General features: G+C 62.5%; 19 protein-coding genes. 8 read left to right on the top strand and 11 right to left on the bottom strand.

What is annotated here, in order from left to right:
- Nucleotides 1–103 precede the first annotated feature (103 nt).
- A complete protein-coding gene (locus tag S58_RS13565; RefSeq protein WP_015665893.1) occupies nucleotides 104–457 on the top strand; it encodes a VanZ family protein in 354 nt (117 codons plus the stop codon).
- 56 nt (nucleotides 458–513) lie between these two features.
- On the opposite strand, the gene S58_RS13560 is transcribed toward S58_RS13565, so the two are convergent.
- Nucleotides 514–903 (bottom strand): DUF1236 domain-containing protein, encoded by a 390-nt coding sequence (locus tag S58_RS13560; protein WP_015665892.1) that lies wholly within the window; start codon nucleotides 901–903, stop codon nucleotides 514–516.
- 613 nt (nucleotides 904–1,516) lie between these two features.
- Between S58_RS13560 and S58_RS38135 the strand changes: the two genes are divergently transcribed.
- The 3 genes from S58_RS38135 to S58_RS13545 all read left to right on the top strand — a co-directional run bounded on the left by S58_RS38135 (nucleotide 1,517) and on the right by S58_RS13545 (nucleotide 3,457).
- The gene (locus S58_RS38135; RefSeq protein WP_160167596.1) at nucleotides 1,517–1,672 is read left to right on the top strand and encodes a hypothetical protein; all 156 of its coding nucleotides are present in this window, start codon (nucleotides 1,517–1,519) and stop codon (nucleotides 1,670–1,672) included.
- A gap of 143 nt (nucleotides 1,673–1,815) precedes the next feature.
- Nucleotides 1,816–2,793, top strand: a complete 978-nt coding sequence (locus S58_RS13550; RefSeq protein ID WP_042339405.1) for an alpha/beta hydrolase family protein — start codon at nucleotides 1,816–1,818, stop codon at nucleotides 2,791–2,793.
- A 268-nt stretch (nucleotides 2,794–3,061) separates the two neighbouring features.
- On the top strand, nucleotides 3,062–3,457 hold the full coding sequence (locus S58_RS13545; RefSeq protein ID WP_144058311.1) for a hypothetical protein: 396 nt from the start codon (nucleotides 3,062–3,064) through the stop codon (nucleotides 3,455–3,457).
- Nucleotides 3,458–3,624: 167 nt separating this feature from the next.
- Here the strand turns inward: S58_RS13545 and S58_RS38820 are convergent, their stop codons facing one another.
- Nucleotides 3,625–3,933 (bottom strand): hypothetical protein, encoded by a 309-nt coding sequence (locus S58_RS38820; RefSeq protein ID WP_015665889.1) that lies wholly within the window; start codon nucleotides 3,931–3,933, stop codon nucleotides 3,625–3,627.
- 224 nt (nucleotides 3,934–4,157) lie between these two features.
- Between S58_RS38820 and S58_RS13540 the strand changes: the two genes are divergently transcribed.
- Entirely contained in the window at nucleotides 4,158–4,535 is a 378-nt protein-coding gene (locus S58_RS13540; RefSeq protein WP_244440761.1) for a DUF7674 family protein, read from the top strand.
- 488 nt (nucleotides 4,536–5,023) lie between these two features.
- On the top strand, nucleotides 5,024–5,281 hold the full coding sequence (locus tag S58_RS13535; RefSeq protein ID WP_015665887.1) for a hypothetical protein: 258 nt from the start codon (nucleotides 5,024–5,026) through the stop codon (nucleotides 5,279–5,281).
- 303 nt (nucleotides 5,282–5,584) lie between these two features.
- On the opposite strand, the gene S58_RS13530 is transcribed toward S58_RS13535, so the two are convergent.
- Nucleotides 5,585–5,941: a hypothetical protein gene (locus tag S58_RS13530; RefSeq protein ID WP_015665886.1), complete on the bottom strand. Its 357-nt coding sequence runs from the start codon at nucleotides 5,939–5,941 to the stop codon at nucleotides 5,585–5,587.
- A 736-nt stretch (nucleotides 5,942–6,677) separates the two neighbouring features.
- Here S58_RS13530 and S58_RS13525 point away from each other — a divergent pair.
- A complete protein-coding gene (locus tag S58_RS13525; protein ID WP_015665885.1) occupies nucleotides 6,678–7,496 on the top strand; it encodes an alpha/beta fold hydrolase in 819 nt (272 codons plus the stop codon).
- A 190-nt stretch (nucleotides 7,497–7,686) separates the two neighbouring features.
- Here the strand turns inward: S58_RS13525 and S58_RS13520 are convergent, their stop codons facing one another.
- Nucleotides 7,687–7,941 (bottom strand): hypothetical protein, encoded by a 255-nt coding sequence (locus S58_RS13520; RefSeq protein ID WP_144058310.1) that lies wholly within the window; start codon nucleotides 7,939–7,941, stop codon nucleotides 7,687–7,689.
- A 230-nt stretch (nucleotides 7,942–8,171) separates the two neighbouring features.
- Between S58_RS13520 and S58_RS13515 the strand changes: the two genes are divergently transcribed.
- A complete protein-coding gene (locus tag S58_RS13515; protein WP_042340731.1) occupies nucleotides 8,172–9,590 on the top strand; it encodes an ABC transporter substrate-binding protein in 1,419 nt (472 codons plus the stop codon).
- A 156-nt stretch (nucleotides 9,591–9,746) separates the two neighbouring features.
- Here S58_RS13515 and S58_RS13510 read toward each other — a convergent pair whose 3' ends face one another.
- The 7 genes from S58_RS13510 to S58_RS13475 all read right to left on the bottom strand — a co-directional run bounded on the left by S58_RS13510 (nucleotide 9,747) and on the right by S58_RS13475 (nucleotide 18,335).
- On the bottom strand, nucleotides 9,747–10,670 hold the full coding sequence (locus S58_RS13510; RefSeq protein ID WP_015665883.1) for a LysR substrate-binding domain-containing protein: 924 nt from the start codon (nucleotides 10,668–10,670) through the stop codon (nucleotides 9,747–9,749).
- Between the two features lie 319 nt (nucleotides 10,671–10,989).
- Entirely contained in the window at nucleotides 10,990–11,397 is a 408-nt protein-coding gene (gene arr / locus S58_RS13500) for an NAD(+)--rifampin ADP-ribosyltransferase (protein ID WP_015665882.1), read from the bottom strand.
- 90 nt (nucleotides 11,398–11,487) lie between these two features.
- Nucleotides 11,488–12,465, bottom strand: a complete 978-nt coding sequence (gene argC / locus S58_RS13495; RefSeq protein WP_015665881.1) for an N-acetyl-gamma-glutamyl-phosphate reductase — start codon at nucleotides 12,463–12,465, stop codon at nucleotides 11,488–11,490.
- Between the two features lie 325 nt (nucleotides 12,466–12,790).
- Nucleotides 12,791–13,582 (bottom strand): hydroxypyruvate isomerase, encoded by a 792-nt coding sequence (gene hyi, locus S58_RS13490; protein WP_015665880.1) that lies wholly within the window; start codon nucleotides 13,580–13,582, stop codon nucleotides 12,791–12,793.
- 32 nt (nucleotides 13,583–13,614) lie between these two features.
- Nucleotides 13,615–15,402, bottom strand: a complete 1,788-nt coding sequence (gcl, locus tag S58_RS13485; RefSeq protein WP_015665879.1) for a glyoxylate carboligase — start codon at nucleotides 15,400–15,402, stop codon at nucleotides 13,615–13,617.
- A gap of 171 nt (nucleotides 15,403–15,573) precedes the next feature.
- Nucleotides 15,574–17,376: an adenine deaminase gene (locus S58_RS13480; RefSeq protein ID WP_015665878.1), complete on the bottom strand. Its 1,803-nt coding sequence runs from the start codon at nucleotides 17,374–17,376 to the stop codon at nucleotides 15,574–15,576.
- Nucleotides 17,377–17,501: 125 nt separating this feature from the next.
- On the bottom strand, nucleotides 17,502–18,335 hold the full coding sequence (locus S58_RS13475; protein WP_015665877.1) for an IclR family transcriptional regulator: 834 nt from the start codon (nucleotides 18,333–18,335) through the stop codon (nucleotides 17,502–17,504).
- Nucleotides 18,336–18,424 lie beyond the last annotated feature (89 nt).

Here is an 18,424-nt window from a genome sequence, read left to right as displayed (position 1 = left end):
AAGATGAGACGCCATGAACCTCGGCCCGCGCTGCGTTAACTACACTAGGGGCTCAAGCCGCTGTGAGCCCGGCCCGCAGCCCGGATCGTGCTAAGCAGAGCTCATGAAGATCGTATTCCGCCTCTCGGCCTGGCTGCTCGCCGCAGCCGTCGCATTCGCAACGCTGGGCCCGCCGAACTACCGGCCGCATTCCCATCTCGGACAGGACGGCGAGCACGCCCTCGCCTTCGTGCTGATCGGGCTGGCCTTCGGTCTCGCCTATCGGAGCCATCGGCTGCTGACGACGGCGATCGCGGTCGTCCTGATCGGGGCGCTGGAGCTGGCGCAATTCGTGGCGCCCGGGCGTCATGCCCGGCTGGAGGATTTCATCGTCGACGCCACCACGGCCTGCATCGGCTTCGGACTGGCCGCCGCGCTGGACTGGCTCGCGCGCCAGATCCGCACGCAGACGACCTGAAACGCAGAAGGCCCCGCCACGGTTGCGACGGGGCCTTCCGATACGATGACGTCAGATCACTCGATGATCTTGATGACGCGGCGGGTGCGCGGATCGACGATCACGCGGCGATCGTTGACGACGGCGTAGCGATACTCGGTGTAGCGCGGCACCGGACGCAGTTCGACCGTGTCGGGCAGCGGCTCGCCGACCACGACGCGCTCACGCACCACCACCGACGGCGCACGCTCGGCATCGATCGAGGTGATCACGGCGTTCGGGATTTCCACGGCTGCGCCGACAGCAGCGCCGACCGTGCCACCGACCATGGCGCCAACCGGACCGGCCACGGCGCCGCCGGCCGCTGCGCCATTGGCGGCACCTTCAACGGTGGTCGATTGAGCAAACGCTGCGGTCGACGCCAGCAGCGAGGTGGCGATCAGCGAGACGGCAAGACGGGTCCTCATCATTTTCTCCTCCAGTGGTTTCAAGATGCCAATCAACAACGAGGATCACCGGCGGTTCCGGTTCCAAATGGCCTAAACTTCATCATCGCCACGGGAACTAATCCTGGATCTCCGCACCATCTCGGGAGATGACGGAGAGGTTGCAAAGTTTCCATTCCACGTTTTCAAACAGCCAGGCGCGCGTTCGCTGTCTCGCGGCGGATCACGCCCGAGTCATGCGGATGGTCGAGCCCTTCGACGAATCGAGAGGGCGCAGGGAATGCCGGGTGAAGGCCTCACCCATGGCCCGCCTGCGAAAAAAATGCAGGCGGCAGGTACCACAGGTGGTGCCGATCAACCGGCATTCCCTGCGCGGCGGTCTTAACGCTTCTTTCGCGCTCTCCTCGGGGACCGGCTGATTGACCCCGTCGCATCGCGCGAGAGCACAAGCCCTCGTCGCGAACTTGACCTCGGCACCGGGAGGCCAGGACCACACGACTTCACGTCCGCAAAGCGTCGTTCGTCCGCATGCGCCAAGCGCACGCTGCGACACTCCACGGCCACCGCATCCCTGCCCCACGTGTCGTGACGATCGCGCGCAACGCCCCTCTCGGCGGGACAGGATGCGCGCATCATGCATGATTTCTGGAAAAAAGAAAGTGATTTTTGTCTCTTCAGCGACGCGCGCGACATCGGATTGTTTCGACGAAAGAATTTCGACCTCCATCGATGGCATGCTTCGCGCGCTGCGGGTGCAGAGACCGATGGCTGCGGGCAGGATCGGGGGTGATTTGCCCGACGAGCACGTCGACGACCGACCGGAGAACCAACGTTTTCGGCCACAACGGCTGATCCCGCTCTTGACCCGAAGGCGACATAATCGGTTGGTTCAACTCCCCATTGTGCAGGCCGTTTTTCCCGCAGGAGCCAGTAATGCGTCTCGTTATTTTGTTATCTGCTTTCTGCTTCTTCCTTGAACTGACAGTGGCGAACGCGGCGGGTGTGAGAAATTTTGACATTCCCGCTGACGGGGTGGGACCGGGGATCAGACTGCTCGTTTGGACACCTTGTACGGAGCCCCCGCGAGAAATGGATGCACGTGGTGCCATCTTCCTTGCAGTCCCCGGATGCGCCGTGACAGGGGAAAAGCTTCCCCTCATCGTGATATCGCACGGCAGACGAGGCTGGTTCGGCGGTCACCATGATACTGCGGCGGCCTTGGCCGACGCGGGCTTTGTCGTCGCTGCACTCAATCATCCCGGTGACACTTGGCGCGACGCCAGCCGTACCGACAGCCTTTCGGTGCTGGTGGAGCGCCCTGCGGATATCAAGCGGCTGATCGACTACATGCTCGATGGCTGGCCCGACGCGGCACGCATCGACGCTCAGCGTATTGGTCTCTACGGATTTTCGTTTGGCGGCTATACGGGTCTTGCCGTCATCGGTGGTCATCCCGATTTGCGAAAGGGCCTGCCCAATTGCGCAACGTCCAGTCTGTTGGCCTGCAAGCAGCTGGAAAACGGTGAGGCGCCCGGTCAGCCAGTCACGACTGATCCGCGCGTGAGGGCTGCCGTCATCATTGATCCATATCCGGCATTTGTGTTCCCCGAGAAGAACCTGAAGGAAGTTGCGGTTCCGGTGCAGTTATGGAGCTCCGATCCTGCACAGAATGCTGATGGCCTGTCAGGCTGCTGCGCGGCAGCGATCAAACAAGGGCTTCCAAGCCCGGATTGTCACTTCGTGACAAACGCCAAACACTTCTCTTTCCTTGCAACCTGCACACCGAAGGAAGCGCAGGGTAACCCGTCGGCTTGCACCGACGCGCCGGGCTTCGACCGTCACGATTTTCATCAACACCTTCACGCTGAGATGATCGGGTTTTTCCATCAGCATCTCGCTGGAAGCCAGTGACATCTGGCATGGCTGCGCCCCCTGCCGGCGTCGCTGATTGATCCATCCCAGATCTTCCGGCCGGCACCGGACAGGTCCGCGTTCGGGGTTCAACCGGAAGTAAGTCGTAGGACCGCCGGAAGGCTGCTTCTGACCCGGAGCGGACCAACCGCCTAAGCACGTTCGCAACCTTGCTCCCTCGTACCGCTTTTTGATAGCGCCGTTTAAGTGTAGGTTGCTACGTTCAGTGACCTAAAGTGCATAGGACGGGATGAACCGCATATCTCTCATGGCTGTTGCGGTCGGCAACATTGTCGACATCGTTTTGTCTTCCATCGCGGGCTTCTTGGCGGCGATCTATGTCCTGAAGTCATCGGCAGCTTCCACGAACAATATGGACGCCGCCAACCAGTTCGTGCTGGCGAGCGGCGTCTTCTGGTTCTGGTCTACCCTCCTGGGCTCACTCGGCTCCGTGCTTAGTGGCTACGTCGCGGCCCGCATGGCCAGGCACGATGACGTTCTCAACGGGGGCTTGTCGTCGATCCTTTCGGTCGGAGCCACCGTATACGCCCTGGTCAGAGGCGGTGCGGCGGGTCATGAAGCACTGTACTTCGTCTCTCTGCTGCTGAGCCCCGCGGTCACGGCGTTTGGCGGATACCTGAGCGCCCGCCATAGGGCACGGTAGCCCTGAGCGGCGAACGGCGTATGACCGCCGTTCCAAATCGGTCCTCGTACGGTGGCCACCTTCGGCTCAGCTCCGGCAATGTCTGCTCCAGGATCTCAAAGCGGAAGCAAGCAATTTTCGTGCAACAAGCCGGCTTTTGACCCGAAGCGGACCATTTTGGTTAGCGGCTAGGAGTTGGTCTTGAAGTCAGATTCGTGCCGGATTCCCTCTGGTCCAATGCGGCAACACCATTTGACGTGTTTCGACCAACCTTCGTCATGGTTGCGTTCAACAACTCCCACCGCGACGAGGTTATCCGGTTGCCCTTGGTCATCTAGGTCGTCGGAAAAGATCGCGACTACGAGCCCTTCATACAAATGAATCATCTCGCCATTTGCATCTCGCTTCGCACCGTGCCGCGACAAGAGAACCAAGTCTGGAGCCAACATCTCGTTGAAATCGACGTATAGGCGAGGAAGCGGTTTGTCAGAAGGCATGCATGTCTCGCGGATTTTGGGTCACCTTAGTGCCGGCCTCGCCTTGTATCAGTCATTTCGCCTTTTGGCCCATCTCGAACCTTCCGGAGCGACGCTAAGAATGTCCGCTCTCGAGGATCGACCGGAAGTGAACCGCCGGAGCGGCTCAGGGCAGCTTTTGACCCATTGGAGACATTTGTCCCTGGATGAACTAAGCTCTCCCGACAATGATCAGTAAGAATGACATGTTCGACCCAATGCTCGCCGCGTGCCCGACGTTCGTACCGGCCTGGCGCGCTTTCCTCAATCATTGGGAAGATAGCAAAGAGGGACTGCCATACTACTTGGCGCTTCAAGATTTAGCTCACCATCTCGTGGAGCAGCTCCACGCCGGCGAGACCAAGCATTTCGAAGTGGTCTTCGATGTGGTTGAGCGATGGCATTGCGAGGGGGATCAATACGTTAAGGAGGCGGCAACGATTGGTCTACTCGAGGGTATTCAGAATGTTTCCTTGAATAGAGGCATCGACCCGAGGAGGTTCGAATTTTGGTTGAAATCAGAATCGAAGCGCTGGTGGGAGACGCTCAATCGCTTCTGGAACGGCGAAGATATCCCGAATTGAATGTCCGTTTGTGGCCCAATGCGGACTTTCCAGTCGGCGCCGGCAACGTCTGCTCTCCCGGGTTAAACCGCCCGCGAGGAGCCGGATCGAGGCGACCGACCCATAGCGACCGTCTTAATGGCTAATCTTCTTCATGCAAACTGGCTCACTGTCGGGGATGCTTTTGCATTCCCAATCTGGGTCGAAGCCCGTTGACTGATGAACGGACGGATGGCGAACAAGAATAACGGCACAGATACCTAATAGAATAACGGCAAAAAGGCCGCTGAGCACGTCGGTGCGCGTGAACTGCCAGCTAAGCCATCTCATCGCTTGATCCAAGGGATAGGATAATGTTTCAGCATTATAGTCCCAGCATTAGTCTCGTCTCCTAAAAACTCCATCCGACCAAATTCTTAGAAATTGAGCAATTGGGACGGGTCAGCTTCTGACCCATAGCAGACAGACCGCCGGCGCTTTAAGATTTAGACAGCAGGGGAGCCGGTTCGATGGCACGCTATATCTGGTTCTTTGGTGTCGTGGTCTTCGGCGGACTCGAGCTTTATCTCCTAACGCAAGCCCGGCGGAACTTAGCTCCCGGCGTCGAACGTAAAGACGTGATCTTCCTCCGAAGGTTTGCAGCGCAAGTAGACAAGGAGTTGTTTAATGGAGAGGGGCAGAAATATCGCGCCTGGGCAATAAAAAATGAAACAGCCTTCAGCTTCTGGATCTTTGCAATAGGACCTCTTGTGGCGTTATTTGGATGAGCAAAGCCGCCTCAGTTGACCGCGCATAATTTCAGCTCCTGGCCCGGAACGTAAATGCTGGGCCGCACGGAGCATTTCCGGAGCTGGGGGATGTCTTTCCTCGTGACTCGCCACGACGCCCCCCTGATCGCGGCTCTCATGTCGTTCGCCGCCTTTTCGAGCGCGTGCGGCGAAATCTCCGGTGTCCCGGACCTACCGGTCTGCGCCCCCAATGTTGGCTTCCCGGCGTCGACCCGAAATAAACGGCCCCGCGACCGATCGGCCGCTTTTTACCCGGAGCGAACATCCGACCAACCCCTCAAATCATAGCGGATGGGCGCGCCAGAACGGGCCAACGAACAGCAAAGCGTTCATTTCCTCCCGGCGCAGGCGTGGATCGTGCCCAGCTCCGTATCTCCGATCGAGCTGGAGCAAGACCTCATGAATGTCGGTCGGCAATGGCGCGGTTGAGTCGATTGTGCACATCACCGAGTCGTCGCCGACCTCGGCTATGCCCGTCGTGCGATCAAACACGAGCGGCTCCTGCGTCGTTACCCGCCTAGCCCAAATCTGGCCGTTCGCGATCAACGTAACCAAGCAGATGTAGCTCGCGCCATTGGGTGTCGTAGCGTGAAAGATGCTTCCTTCGACGAGGGACATCAATGCGGTGCTACGTTCCATTCCCTCACCAACTTTCTAGCGCAAACAGAGCCGCCTGTAGCTCCTACCTCGAAGTCTGCCTCTTGCGGTGCTTCGCTGGGCCGGTAGCCAGCATATTCGTTTTTGACCAACAAACCTTCGTAAGGAGAGCCGGAGTCATAATGTTCCGTTAATGGCCCATAGCTGACTCCACATGAATCGTTCCGGCTTTGCTTTCGACAGCAGAACGGGTTCGTTGTACGGCCCGAGCGAAAACAGCTCTCAAAGAAAAACAGCTCTCAAAGAGATGGGTGATCCTGAATACAAGACTTGGCGCCATTCATCCGCAAACTTCCGAAGACCGAATTACATAGGCACCTCGAGGGCAGTATCGAGCCAGAGATGATGTTCGCCCTGGCGAAAGCGCAATGGTATTGACCTCAAGTGGGATCGCCCCGAAGCACTTCGCGCGGCCGATGAATTTTCGGACTTGCAGTCATTTCTCGATCTATATGTCGAAGGTTGCCGCGTTTTGGTCTCCGAGCGCTGCCGAGGTCCATTCGCCCCCATATGCTTCCAAGGCATACATCGCAGCCTAGTAGGTATTTGTTTCCAGCAGAAGCAGGAATTACCTTCGCAACGGTAACGCGTCGGCGGTTGGTGTTGCCAAGGCAAGGGTCTCCAGGGCCTCAGTTCTAAAACCCTGCCAGCGAAATTGAGTAACGAGTGGCTCAATGATCGATCAATCGCCGTCTGACAGCGCAGATGGAGTGACACGATGTCCACGATCACGACTAAAGACGGTGTAAACATCTTCTACAAGGATTGGGGATCAGGTCAGCCGATCGTCTTCAGCCACGGTTGGCCGCTGACAGCAGACGACTGGGATGCCCAGATGATGTTCTTCCTGCAGCAGGGTTTCCGCGTCATCGCGCATGACCGTCGTGGGCACGGACGGTCCGACCAGCCCAGCACCGGCAACGACATGGATACCTGGGCTGCCGACCTCGCGGACCTGACCAAGCACCTCGACCTGCGCGACGCGATCCACATCGGTCACTCCACAGGTTGCGGTGAGGTGGCTCGCTATGTCGCGCGCCACCAGGAGCGGGTCGCGAAGGCGGTCCTGGTCGCTTCCTTGACGCCGAACATGTATCGGAGCGAGGAAAACCCGTCCGGTCAGCCGCTGGATTGGTTCGAAGGGGTTCGTGCGGGCATGCTGGCCAACCGGTCGCAGTTCTATCGGTTCGTCCCTGAGAACCCGTTCTACGGTTACAACCTCGACGGGGCCAAGCCTTCGGAGGCGATCATTGCGAACTGGTGGCGTCAGGGCATGGCCGGTGGCGCTCTGGCTCACTACGCGACTGTCGCCTCCTGGTTGGAAGATTATACAGAAGACCTCAAGAAGATCACCGTGCCGGTGCTGATTATGCATGGCGAGGCCGATCAAATCGTCCCCTTCGCAAGCACCGTGCCGCGTGCGGTCAACCTGCTCAAGAACGGGTCGCTGAAGACTTATCCGGGCTATCCCCATGGCATGCTGACCACGCATGCAGATGTCCTCAATCCCGACCTGCTCTCGTTCATCAGGTCTTGACGACATCTTTCATCCACCATCGCCTTCCCGAAGGAGATGCCGTTTGCAAGGCGGCCTCTCCTTCCAGTTTAAGAGACGGCATGCGACAGCCGCTTTTGGCCCAAAGCCGAGCTTTGGGGCCGACCGACGGATCCGGTGTTGACCCTTAGCTGACCAAAAACGACCATGACTGATTTCGGCTTACGGTACCTTATTTTGCTGATGCGATTGTCCTAAGCCGCTTTTTGGCAAACCGGGCCAGAAGGAAAGACGCGCCCGTCAAGGCCAACATCAGGATCAGGATGACAGTCACCCTTGAGTCGAGATCGGGTACCTCTCGACTGCAGAGGACATATGCCCAAGCCAGGCTGGCCCCGATGCCACAACAGAAACCAGACACCGCCAGAACGAACATCGTTCGGTAGCGAAGGGTCGCCGTCATCCGGTAGCTAAGAATTGCTGCCATCTCGTTCTCCCGGACCGCCTCAGCTCGCGGCGTCGTTCATATCAGGCGAGAAACGGGACGTCGGCTAGTGACCCAAAGGAGACTTCGGGACGCTTTGGGGTCGCATCTGCACAGCCATTCGCCTTTGTGAACTCGCCGAGGGTGGCGGAACATTGCGCGCCGCGACCGGTTCCCCCAAGTTCCCATTGCGCTTGTAGCCCTGCAGGCGTTTGCTCTCAGAGGGTCTGCTGATGTCATCGCTCGATCCCGTCAAAAGTGCTCACGATGGTCGGCAACGAAGGTTGCTGATCGTGTTGGCTTTGGGATTCGTTGCGTTTGGCGCCGCAGCGACCGCCCTCGTCTACGTCTTGCAGCCCGAGACTCTCCGGATCGCCGTGGGACCGGCCGGCAGCGACGACCACCGGGTGGTCCAAGCCATGGCCGACGCTTTCGGCGAGGAAAGCAGGACAGTCAGGCTCTCTCCGATCACGACCGGGGGAGCCGCTGAATCTCTCGCACTCCTGGCCGCCGATAAAACTGACCTCGCGGTCGGCCGTGGCGATCTCAGCATGCCGCCCGATGCGCAGACATTGGCGGTCCTGCGGAAGAACTACGTCGTCCTGTGGTCTCCGTCGGGACGACACGGCAGCGATCCCAAGAAGAAGGGTACCGGCAATATCAAAGAGATCGCCAGTCTGGCGGGTCATAAGGTCGGAATTATCGGGAGGACCGGAGCAAATGTCGCAGTCCTCCAGACCATTCTGGAGGGCTCCGGCGTGCAGCCCGACAAGGTGGCCACGGCGCAATTCGGGACAGATGAGGTCCAAAAGCTTGCGCAAGATTCCACCCTCGATGCGTATCTCGCGGTCGGTCCGCTCGACAGCAAAATCACCGCGGACGCGATCACCACCACCTCCCGGGAGCGCGGAGCTCCCACTTTTCTTCCGATCGATGCATCCGAGGCTATTGCGCTGAAGCACCCCCGCTACGAGGCCGAGGAGATTCCGCCGAGCGTCTTCAGCGCGAGACCGGCCTGGCCGGCGGACAAGATCGACACTGTCAGCGTCAACCATCTGATCCTGGCAAGAAAGGAACTCTCCGAGGCCAAGGCGGCTGCGTTCTACCGGCAGCTGTTTGCGGTCCGCGACACGATCACGCAAGGCACAGCCGGTGCTTCGCGCATCATGAAGCCCGACACAGAGAAGGAGACCGAACCTTCCGTGCATCGGGGCGCCGCGGCAGTGATCAACGGCACGGAGCGAACCTTTCTGGACAAGTACAGCGACTACTTCTGGTTTGCCCTGCTTGCGCTGTCCGGCATCGGTTCGGCCGCCGCCTGGCTGCGTCGCTATCTGAATCGGGACGAAACGAACGACAGCACCAGTTGCCGCAGCCGCGTTGTCGAGGCCATGTCGGAGGTTCGCAAGGCTGGGTCCGAACAGGATCTGCTGACATGGCAACGGCAAGTCGACGCGATCATCAGCGAGACTCTCAAGGGCTATGACGATGGAGCAATCGAGCCAGAGGACTTGTCCGCATTCGGTCTCGCCGTTGAATTGTTCAACCATGCCATGGCCGAAAGGCGAACGACGCTGCTGGGCGGTCCCACCGATCAACCGCGGACGACGGGTAACGCTCGGCTCTCTTCGATAGGCGCGCCCGGCCAATGAGTGCTCATCGGCGCCTTGGGTTACGGCGAAGCGCTGCGAATGCGGCCTTCCGCCTTGATATGCGCGGCGGGACGGTCCCAAGGTCAGGCCGAAGCCGAAGCAGCAGGCGCCTGCCCGAAGGCTGCTTTTGACCTGCACAACCGTCTATCGTCCCCGCTATTCGGGTTCAACGTAGCGAATGATGCTCTGGTTCTGGACGTTCGCGACCAGTTCGTCGGCGCGCGACAAGAGCCGGCGCAGCAACGGCGACGGGTTGGCCCGATTGTATCCCAGGGCCAGGTCGACCGTTGGCGTGCCGCCGTCGAGCGCTCGCGCGACGACGTTGGGTGCGAGCATGTTCTGCGCATAGAGGGGAACGAGGCTGATCCCGCCGGTCGATGCCACCAGCGACATGGCGGACGAGATGTTCTCGCCCGCGTACTTCGGCTCCAGGGTGATGCCGACGCGCGAGGCATAGTCCTGGATGACCTCTTGCAACACGGGGGAAGTCCGCGCCGAACTGACATAGATTTCGCGGGCGAGATCCTGCGGCCGAATCTTCTTGCGCGATGCCAGACGATGGTCGGCCGGCAGCACCGCGATCAACGGCTCCTTCGCCAGCACCTTGAAGACGACACCCTCGATGTTTTTCTCGGGACGAAGAAAGGCGATGTCCAGCTTCCCCCGCATCAAAGCAAGCGCGAGTTCCGGCGAGGATTGCGTGCTGAGCGTGACGTCGACGTCCGGGGCTTCCTCGCGCAGGATGCGCAGAAGTTGCGGCAGCCACATGACCTCCAAGCCAACGAGGAATCCCATCGAGAGGAGAGGCTTTTGCGGACGGGCCGTCTGCCGGGCCCCCTCGGTCGCCGCCTCGACCTGAAGCAGCGCCAATCGCGCGTGATCGAGAAACACGCGTCCGGCGGAGGTCAGCGTCACGCCGCGGGCCTGGCGCTCCAACAGCGGAACGCCGACTTCGGACTCCAGATCGCGGATCTGCCGGCTGAGCGATGGCTGCGAGGTGTTCAATCGCCGCTGGGCGGCGGTCAGCAGGCCGCCTTCTTCAGCAACGGCAACAAAATAGCGCAGATGCCTGAGCTCCATGCCCCCTCGTATATCTTTCAAGCATAGCTGGAAGCTTACAAGGTCTTAGTCACCGGCAAAAGGAGAGATTTACCGTCGCGCCGTCTGCAACCCAAAATAGGACAAGAAACAATGTCGACGGCGGGTGGATAGTCGGTCGCCCAGACCAGCTTCTGCTCCTGCTTGACAGGTCTCCCGCGAAATACCTGACGCCTTCCGGCTTGATCCAGACGCGTCCGCCCGCGACCTCGATTTGGGAGAAGATCTCGGTCGGATACTTGTCGAGCTCGCTCTGGACGGTCTCATGAACATCGGGGGGCGACAGCAATCGATCTGGCATTCAATCGATGATGCCAGGCCCCTCGACCCTGACACGCGCGATGTTCTCCCTCATCTTGGCCAGCACGTCCGGTGCGTGCCCCTGCCAATCCTCGGCGACGACGCGCAGCGGCGCACGTGATCGATAGGACCGCGTCGGATTGCCTGCGAACTTCTTGTCGGTCACGTTCGGATCGTCGACGATGTCGCCGGTGGGCTCCACGACGTAGATCCGTTCCCGTGCGCTGCCGACAGCCAGCTCGGCGCCCCAGATCGCCGCGTCCAGCGTCGCCGTGAAGTAGACCCAGGACAGCGGCTCCGCCTCGGTGAAATTGGAGGGAAATCCGACAGCGATCAAATCACCCGGCCGCAGATCGGCGCGTGTGCCGTGGAAGAAGGATTGTGCAAACACGGTCGCGACAAATGACATCAGTGACCTCGGGTGAATTTTGCAGCGCGTAGGATCACGCGACGGATGTCGGACCCTCACAGCGGCGACAGTACGGCCTCGCAAGATATCTCACGGCCACACCGGCCCGCCCTCCAGCCCCGCGGTTTCCGGCAGGCCACACATCAGGTTCGCGTTCTGCACCGCCTGACCGGCCGCGCCCTTGCCGAGATTGTCGACCACGCCCATCGCGATCACGAGGTTGCGCTCCGGATCAGCCGCGTAGCTGACGAAGGCGAGGTTCGAGCCGGTGGCCCATTTGGTCTGCGGCGGCTTGTCGGTGACGCGGACGAAGGCCCTGTTGGCATAGAAGCGGCGGGCCGCGGCGAGGCACTGGTCGGTGGTGGCGCGGCCGCGGCAGTAGATGGTGGCGAGGATGCCGCGGGTCATCGGCACCAGATGCGGCGTGAACACCAGGCCGGCCGCGCTGCCGCCGCTCAGCCGCGCGATCGTCCGTTCGATCTCGGGCATGTGGACGTGCTTGAGCAGGCCGTAGGGCACCAGGTTCTCGTTGCTCTCGGCGTAGCCGAACCTGCTGTCGGAGCCGCCCCGGCCGGCGCCGGAGATGCCGGTCTTGGCGTCGATCACGATGTTGCCCGGCTCGATCAGTTTATCCGCCAGCAGCGGCGCCAGCGCGGTCAGGGTCGCCGCGGGGAAGCAGCCGGGATTGGCGACGCGGCTCCGCCCCTCGATCTCCGCCGGCCAGACGTCGGCGAGGCCATACGCCCAACCCTCGACGTAGCGATGGTCGCCGCCGATATCGACGATCTTCACGTTCCCGGGGACGCGCGCCAGCGCCTCGGCCGAGGTGCCCGTGGGCAGCGACGCGAACAGCACGTCGAGCTTCGGCAGCGTGGCCGGGTCCCACTTCTCGATCACCAGCTCGGCCAGCCTCGCCGGCACGCCGGGAAAGCGGTCCACCAACCGGCTGCCGGCGCTGCCCTCCCCCGCGGCATAGACGAGCTCGAACGACGGATGGCCCGCAATCAGGCGCATCGCCTCGCCGCCGCCAAAACCGCTGATGCCGACGATGCCGACGCGGATGCTCATGAGAGTTGTCCTCGTACTGGCGCGGCGGCGTGAGCCGAAAGCGCGCATTGCATGAGCGACAGCCAATTACGTAGCTCGTCGGGCATGTCAAGCAGCCCCCGCGACGGCGACGATCAGCACCAGGCGCGGCGAAGCGACTGCTGCCCTGGCGGGCGCGGTCACCGTGCCGCCTGCACCTCCCGCACGGCTGCCCCTCACCCCGCCCCTCTCCCGTGAAGAACGGGGAGAGGGAGCGCACTGCGCTCTGCGCCAGAGTTCGCTGCTGATGGCGTTCACGTCGCACCGCCGTCAGAAACAGCTTGGGACAATGCGCATCAGGCGAAACTCATCCGGCCAGGACCATCGTCCGATCCATCATCCATCCCAGCCCATCCACCGTTCCCGCCTTCGGCTTATACTCGCAGCCGATCCAGCCGGAATAGCCGATGGCGTCGAGGTGGCGGAACAGGAAGGCGTAGTTGATCTCGCCGGTGCCGGGCTCGTGGCGGCCGGGGTTGTCGGCGAGCTGGATGTGGGCGATGCGGGCGAGATGCTTCTGCATGGTGCGGGCGAGATCGCCTTCCATGATCTGCATGTGGTAGATGTCGTACTGGACGAACAGGTTGTCGGACTCGACCTCGGCGATCAGCTGCAGCGCCTGGGCGGTGCGGTTGAGGAAGAAACCGGGGATGTCGAGCGTGTTGATCGGCTCGATCAGCAGCTTGATCCCTTGCGCCTTGAGCGCGGTGGCGGCAAAGCGCAAATTGCGCGCCAGCACCTGGTTGAGCTCGCGCGGATCGGCATCATCGGGCGCGATCCCGACGAGGCAGTTGAGCTGGCGGCAGTCGAGCGCCCGCGCATACTCGATGGCGCGGCGGACGCCGTCGCGGAATTCGTCGACGCGGTCCGGCAGGATCGCGATGCCGCGCTCGCCCGCGGCCCAGTTGCCGGCGGGCAGATTGTGCAGCACCTGGGTCAGGCCATGGCGTGCGAGCTGCTCGCGTAGCTCCGCCTTGTCGAAATCGTACGGGAACAGATATTCGACGCCGCTGAAGCCGGCCGCCTTGGCGGCGGCGAAGCGCTCCATGAACGGCAGCTCGTTGAACAGCATCGTGAGATTGGCGGCAAAGCGCGGCATGTCCTGGTCCTCGACTATGGGGGTTGCTGCGATCAGGCCGGGAGAAGCATGCGCGGCGGCTCGACCGGCGTGTCGTCCACCGGCAAATCGAGCACCTCCTCGAATTCCATGACGTTGTCGATCTCGGTGCCCATCGCGATGTTGGTGACGCGTTCGAGCACGAACTCGACGACGACCGGCACCTGATACTCCGCCATCCATTCGCGCGCGGTCGCGAACGCCGCCTGGGCATCGCGCGGATCGGTGACGCGGATGGCCTTGCAGCCGAGGCCTTGCGCGACCGCGACGTGATCGACGCCGTAGCCGCCGACCTCCGGCGCGTTGATGTTCTCGAACGACAACTGCACCTGATAGTCCATCGAGAAGCCGCGCTGCGCCTGCCGGATCAGTCCGAGATAGGCGTTGTTCACGACGACATGGATGTAAGGCAGGTTGAACTGGGCGCCGACCGCGAGCTCCTCGATCAGGAACTGGAAGTCGTAGTCGCCGGAGAGCGCGACGATCTCGCGCTTGGGATCGGCGGCGCGCACACCGAGCGCGGCCGGCAAGGTCCAGCCCAGCGGACCCGCCTGCCCCGCATTGATCCAGTGGCGCGGACGGTTGACGCTGAGAAACTGGGCGCCACCGATCTGCGACAGGCCGATGACGCTGATGTAGCAGGTGTCGCGGCCGAACGCCTTGTTCATCTCGTGATAGACGCGCTGCGGCTTGATCGGCACCTGATCGAAATCGCTGCGCCGGAGCATCGTGCGCTTGCGGTCCTGGCACGCGGCCGGCCACGCCTGCCGCTCGCGCAGTCTGCCCGCCTTGCGCCATTCACGGGCGACCGTGATGAACATCTCCAGCGCGGCCTTGGCATCGGAGACGATGCCGAGATCGGGATTGAACACGCGGCCGATCTGCGTCGGCTCGATGTCGACATGCACGAAGCTGCGGCCCTTGGTGTAGGTCTCGATCGATCCGGTATGGCGGTTGGCCCAGCGGTTGCCGATGCCGAGGACGAAATCGGACTCGAGGAAATTGGCGTTGCCGTAGCGATGGCTGGTCTGCAGGCCGACCATGCCGGCCATCAGCACGTGATCGTCCGGAATGGCGCCCCAGCCCATCAGGGTCGGCACGACCGGCACGTTGACGGTCTCGGCGAAGGTGACGAGCAGATCGCTGGCATCGGCGTTGATGATGCCGCCGCCGGCGACGATCAGCGGACGCTCGGCGGCGTTGAGCATCTCCAGCGCCTTCTCGATCTGCTTGCGCGTGGCCGCGGGCTTGTAAACCGGCAGCGGCGCGTAGGTGTCGTCGTCGAACTCGATCTCGGCGAGTTGCACGTCCAGCGGCAGGTCGATCAGCACCGGCCCCGGACGGCCGGAGCGCATGATGTGGAAGGCCTGGCTGAACACGCGCGGCACGAGGCCCGGCTCGCGCACCGTCACCGCCCATTTGGTCACGGGCTTGGCGATCTGCTCGATGTCGACGGCCTGGAAATCTTCCTTGTAGAGCCGCGCCCGCGGCGCCTGCCCGGTGATGCAGAGGATCGGAATCGAATCTGCAATCGCCGCATAGAGCCCGGTGATCATGTCGGTGCCGGCCGGACCGGAGGTCCCGATGCACACGCCGATGTTGCCGGCCTTGGCGCGGGTGTAGCCCTCGGCCATGTGCGAGGCGCCCTCGACGTGACGGGCGAGAATGTGGCGGATCGATCCACGCCGCTGCATCGCGGAATACAGCGGGTTGATGGCCGCACCGGGAACGCCGAAGGCGCAATCGACGCCTTCCTTCTCCAAGATACGCACCGCAGCATCGATCGCCCGCATCTTCGCCATCTCGCGCTTCCCCTTTTGGTTGATGCGCGAGCTTCGCTGCTGAGAGCTGCGATCTCAATTCACTCGTCGATTTTTCCCACGATGCGGCATGCTCCGCAAAACACCGGCGGCCTCAGTTAGTTAGGACAGAACGACGCTGACATGTCCTAACAAGTTCGTCGCGCGATCGGACTACTCGAACAGCGGCGCCAGCTCCATCTGCGGCACCAGCACGAGGCCCTTGTCGGTGATACGAATTTCCGGAATGACCGATAGGGGAATCAAATTAAAGCCCATGTAGGGAATGGTGCAGCCGGCATCCACCCATTCGGTCTTAAGGAGCTTCACCTGCTCCGCGACTTCGGTGATGCGCTTGTCGGACAGGAGCCCGGCGATCGGCAGCGGAACCATCGCCCTCACCTGGCCGTCGGCGACGACGCAGACACCGCCCTGCTGGTCGCCGATCGCAGCCACGGCGACCTGCATATCCGCCTCGTTGGTGCCGGCCACGATGATGTTGTGACTATCGTGGCCGACGCTGGACGCCACGGCGCCGCGCTTCAAACCGAAATCCTTCAAGAGCCCGTGCGCAACGTTGCCGGTCGACTTGCCGTGACGCTCGATTACAGCGACGAAGCACAGGCCGTAGCGCGCGAACAGCGTCTCCCAGTCGCTGGCCGGCTCGATCGCGACCTTGTCGTGGATCAGCGTGATGCCCGGCAGCGCTGTCTTGATCGCATTCACCGTGCACGCCTTCGTCGGCAGCACCGGCGTCAGTTTCATATGCGCCGGCAGCTTCACGGTGGCATAGGCCGCCTTCGGATACTGATAGCGCTGCGACAGCGCCTGATCGAGCCGCGCGGTGATCTTGCCCTTGTCGACGACCAGCTCGCCGCCATACCAGGTCGATTGCGGCTTGAGGCCGTCGTTCAGCAGCACGAGGTCGGCGCGGCGGCCGCCGCCGAGGCCGCCGATCTCGCCATCCATGGCAAAGCGCGTCGCGCCGTGCAGCGAGCCCATCGACCACGCCTGCTCCGGCGACATCCCGGCCTTCACCGCCTCGCGCACCACCCAGTCCAGCCCGAACAGCATCAGATCATCGGCGTCGCGATCGTCGGTGCAGACCGCGGTGCGCTTGTGCGAGGCGCCGAGCTCCGTGATGGTGCGGATCGCCTGCGGCAGGCTGTGCCACGGGGTCGTGGGCGGACCACCGCGCAGAAAGATCCAGACGCCGGCATCGAGCAGGTCGTCGGCGATGTCGCGGTCGATTGCCTCATGCGTGTCGGTGACGCCGCTCGCGGCATAGGCGGCCACGAACTCGCGGCCATAGACGTGGCCCGACACCGGCCGCCCGCGCTGCAGGGCCGCCGCGAGGATGGCGTGGCTGCGCTCGTCACCCATCACGACCGGCACGAAATCCATCTTCTCGCCGAGCGCGACCGCCTCCGGCCAGCGATCGAACAGCCCGGCGATCTTGTCCGGCGTGAGGTCGCCGCCCGCCGTCTCCAGCGCCGCCGATGTCGCTGGCACGGTCGAAGGCACGGTCAGGAAGATCGACAGCGGCGCCTGCCGCGCGTCCTCCAGCATCGCCTCGACGCCGGCGACGTCCATCACATTGCCGATCTCGTGGCTGTCGCAGAAGATCGTCGTGGTGCCGTTGAGCAGCGCGGCCTCGGCATAGGCGCAGGCCGTGACCATCGAGGATTCGATGTGGATGTGCGGATCGACGAGGCCGGGCGCGATAATGCCGCCGGCCGCGTCGTAGATCGCAAAACCGCCGGGCAGCGCCTTGTGCGCGCCAGCCGGCTTCACCGCCGCGACACGGCCGCCGGTGATCCAGAGCTCGCGGTTCGGGTGAATGCGCTCGGAATAGGTCGACAGCACGCGCGCGCCGGTGATGACGAGGTCGGGCGTTATGCGGCCCGACGCAACGTCGGCCAAACGGCGGGTCATCGTGTGTAGAGGGGCGACAGAGAAGCGGGTCAATTTGGTCATGCGGGCCTCTCGCGGCAGCAGTGGATAATTACCGCCGCAATGGTCGCGCCAAGGTATGCCTGGAGCAAGCTCAAATAGGCCCGGCTGAATGCACACCCCTTAGGCAAGACGGCAGGGCCGCCTCGTCAATTCCCATCCTGAGCCTGCACGGTGGCACCACTCAGCGCCGCCGTCAGCTCCGCCGCGATGTCCCGCACCATGCCCCCGACCACCGGCACCCGCTCCTCCGTCAACCGGCTCGCCAGGCCGGACACCGAGATCGCGGCCAGCGGCTCGCGGCAGGAATCGTGAACGACGGCGGCGATGCAGCGCAGGCCGAGGCGGGCTTCCTCGTCGTCGACGGCGTAGCCCTGGCGGCGGATGGTCTCCAACTCGCGGAACAGGTCGCTGGCGCGGATGATCGACTTCTCGGTCAGGCGCGGCATGCCCTGGCGGTGGATGATCGCATTGACGTCGTCGTCGGAATATGTCGCGAGCACCGCCTTGCCCATGCCGGACGCAACCATCGGGAGGCGGCCGCCGACCTTGGTCAGCGAGCGCATGATCTCGCGGCTGTCGAGCCGCATCAGCACCATCAGTGATTCGTCGTCGACGACGGCGAGATTGGCGGTCTCGCGCGTCTGGTCGCGCAGCCGGCGCAGATAGGGGATCGCGAGCGCGACGAAATTGCGCCGCCGGGTGAAGGTCGCGCCGACCGCGAAGCTCTGTGCGCCGACGTGCCATTTCGACTCCATGCGGTCGAACTGGACGAAGCGGCGCTTCTCCAGGGTCGTCAGCAAGCGATGCACGGTGGAGGTCGACAAGCCCGCACGCACGGCGAGATCGCTGAGGCGATAGCCCTCATCGTCTTCGGCGAGAATTTCCAGGATCTGCAAAGCACGGCCGACGGATTGCACGCCGCCGTCGCGGGGCTCGGCCGCGGCATCTGCGCGTGGCTCAATCGTCTTGCGACGGATCACGTGGCGCCTCTTCGCACCACCATCTCGAGGCGGCGCCGTTGCAGGACGGACGGATCTTGCTTCGTAACCTTACAAGAAAGTGCCGCTCC

The sequence above is a fragment of the Bradyrhizobium oligotrophicum S58 genome (genome assembly GCF_000344805.1).
In the GTDB taxonomy this organism is placed as follows: domain Bacteria; phylum Pseudomonadota; class Alphaproteobacteria; order Rhizobiales; family Xanthobacteraceae; genus Bradyrhizobium; species Bradyrhizobium oligotrophicum.
The sequence above is the reverse complement of the archived record's forward strand: the minus strand, read 5'-3'. Positions and strand labels throughout refer to the sequence as shown.

Coding starts and splice junctions, on each gene's coding strand:
- S58_RS38135 (WP_160167596.1), top strand. CDS start 1,517: ATGCATGATTTCTGGAAAAAAGAAAGTGATTTTTGTCTCTTCAGCGAC.
- S58_RS13545 (WP_144058311.1), top strand. CDS start 3,062: ATGGCTGTTGCGGTCGGCAACATTGTCGACATCGTTTTGTCTTCCATC.
- S58_RS13560 (WP_015665892.1), bottom strand. CDS start 903: ATGAGGACCCGTCTTGCCGTCTCGCTGATCGCCACCTCGCTGCTGGCG.
- S58_RS13530 (WP_015665886.1), bottom strand. CDS start 5,941: ATGGAACGTAGCACCGCATTGATGTCCCTCGTCGAAGGAAGCATCTTT.
- S58_RS38820 (WP_015665889.1), bottom strand. CDS start 3,933: ATGCCTTCTGACAAACCGCTTCCTCGCCTATACGTCGATTTCAACGAG.
- gcl (WP_015665879.1), bottom strand. CDS start 15,402: ATGGCGAAGATGCGGGCGATCGATGCTGCGGTGCGTATCTTGGAGAAG.
- S58_RS13540 (WP_244440761.1), top strand. CDS start 4,158: ATGTTCGACCCAATGCTCGCCGCGTGCCCGACGTTCGTACCGGCCTGG.
- S58_RS13515 (WP_042340731.1), top strand. CDS start 8,172: ATGTCATCGCTCGATCCCGTCAAAAGTGCTCACGATGGTCGGCAACGA.
- S58_RS13535 (WP_015665887.1), top strand. CDS start 5,024: ATGGCACGCTATATCTGGTTCTTTGGTGTCGTGGTCTTCGGCGGACTC.
- S58_RS13510 (WP_015665883.1), bottom strand. CDS start 10,670: ATGGAGCTCAGGCATCTGCGCTATTTTGTTGCCGTTGCTGAAGAAGGC.
- S58_RS13520 (WP_144058310.1), bottom strand. CDS start 7,941: ATGGCAGCAATTCTTAGCTACCGGATGACGGCGACCCTTCGCTACCGA.
- hyi (WP_015665880.1), bottom strand. CDS start 13,582: ATGCCGCGCTTTGCCGCCAATCTCACGATGCTGTTCAACGAGCTGCCG.
- S58_RS13550 (WP_042339405.1), top strand. CDS start 1,816: ATGCGTCTCGTTATTTTGTTATCTGCTTTCTGCTTCTTCCTTGAACTG.
- S58_RS13565 (WP_015665893.1), top strand. CDS start 104: ATGAAGATCGTATTCCGCCTCTCGGCCTGGCTGCTCGCCGCAGCCGTC.
- argC (WP_015665881.1), bottom strand. CDS start 12,465: ATGAGCATCCGCGTCGGCATCGTCGGCATCAGCGGTTTTGGCGGCGGC.
- S58_RS13480 (WP_015665878.1), bottom strand. CDS start 17,376: ATGACCAAATTGACCCGCTTCTCTGTCGCCCCTCTACACACGATGACC.
- arr (WP_015665882.1), bottom strand. CDS start 11,397: ATGTCATTTGTCGCGACCGTGTTTGCACAATCCTTCTTCCACGGCACA.
- S58_RS13525 (WP_015665885.1), top strand. CDS start 6,678: ATGTCCACGATCACGACTAAAGACGGTGTAAACATCTTCTACAAGGAT.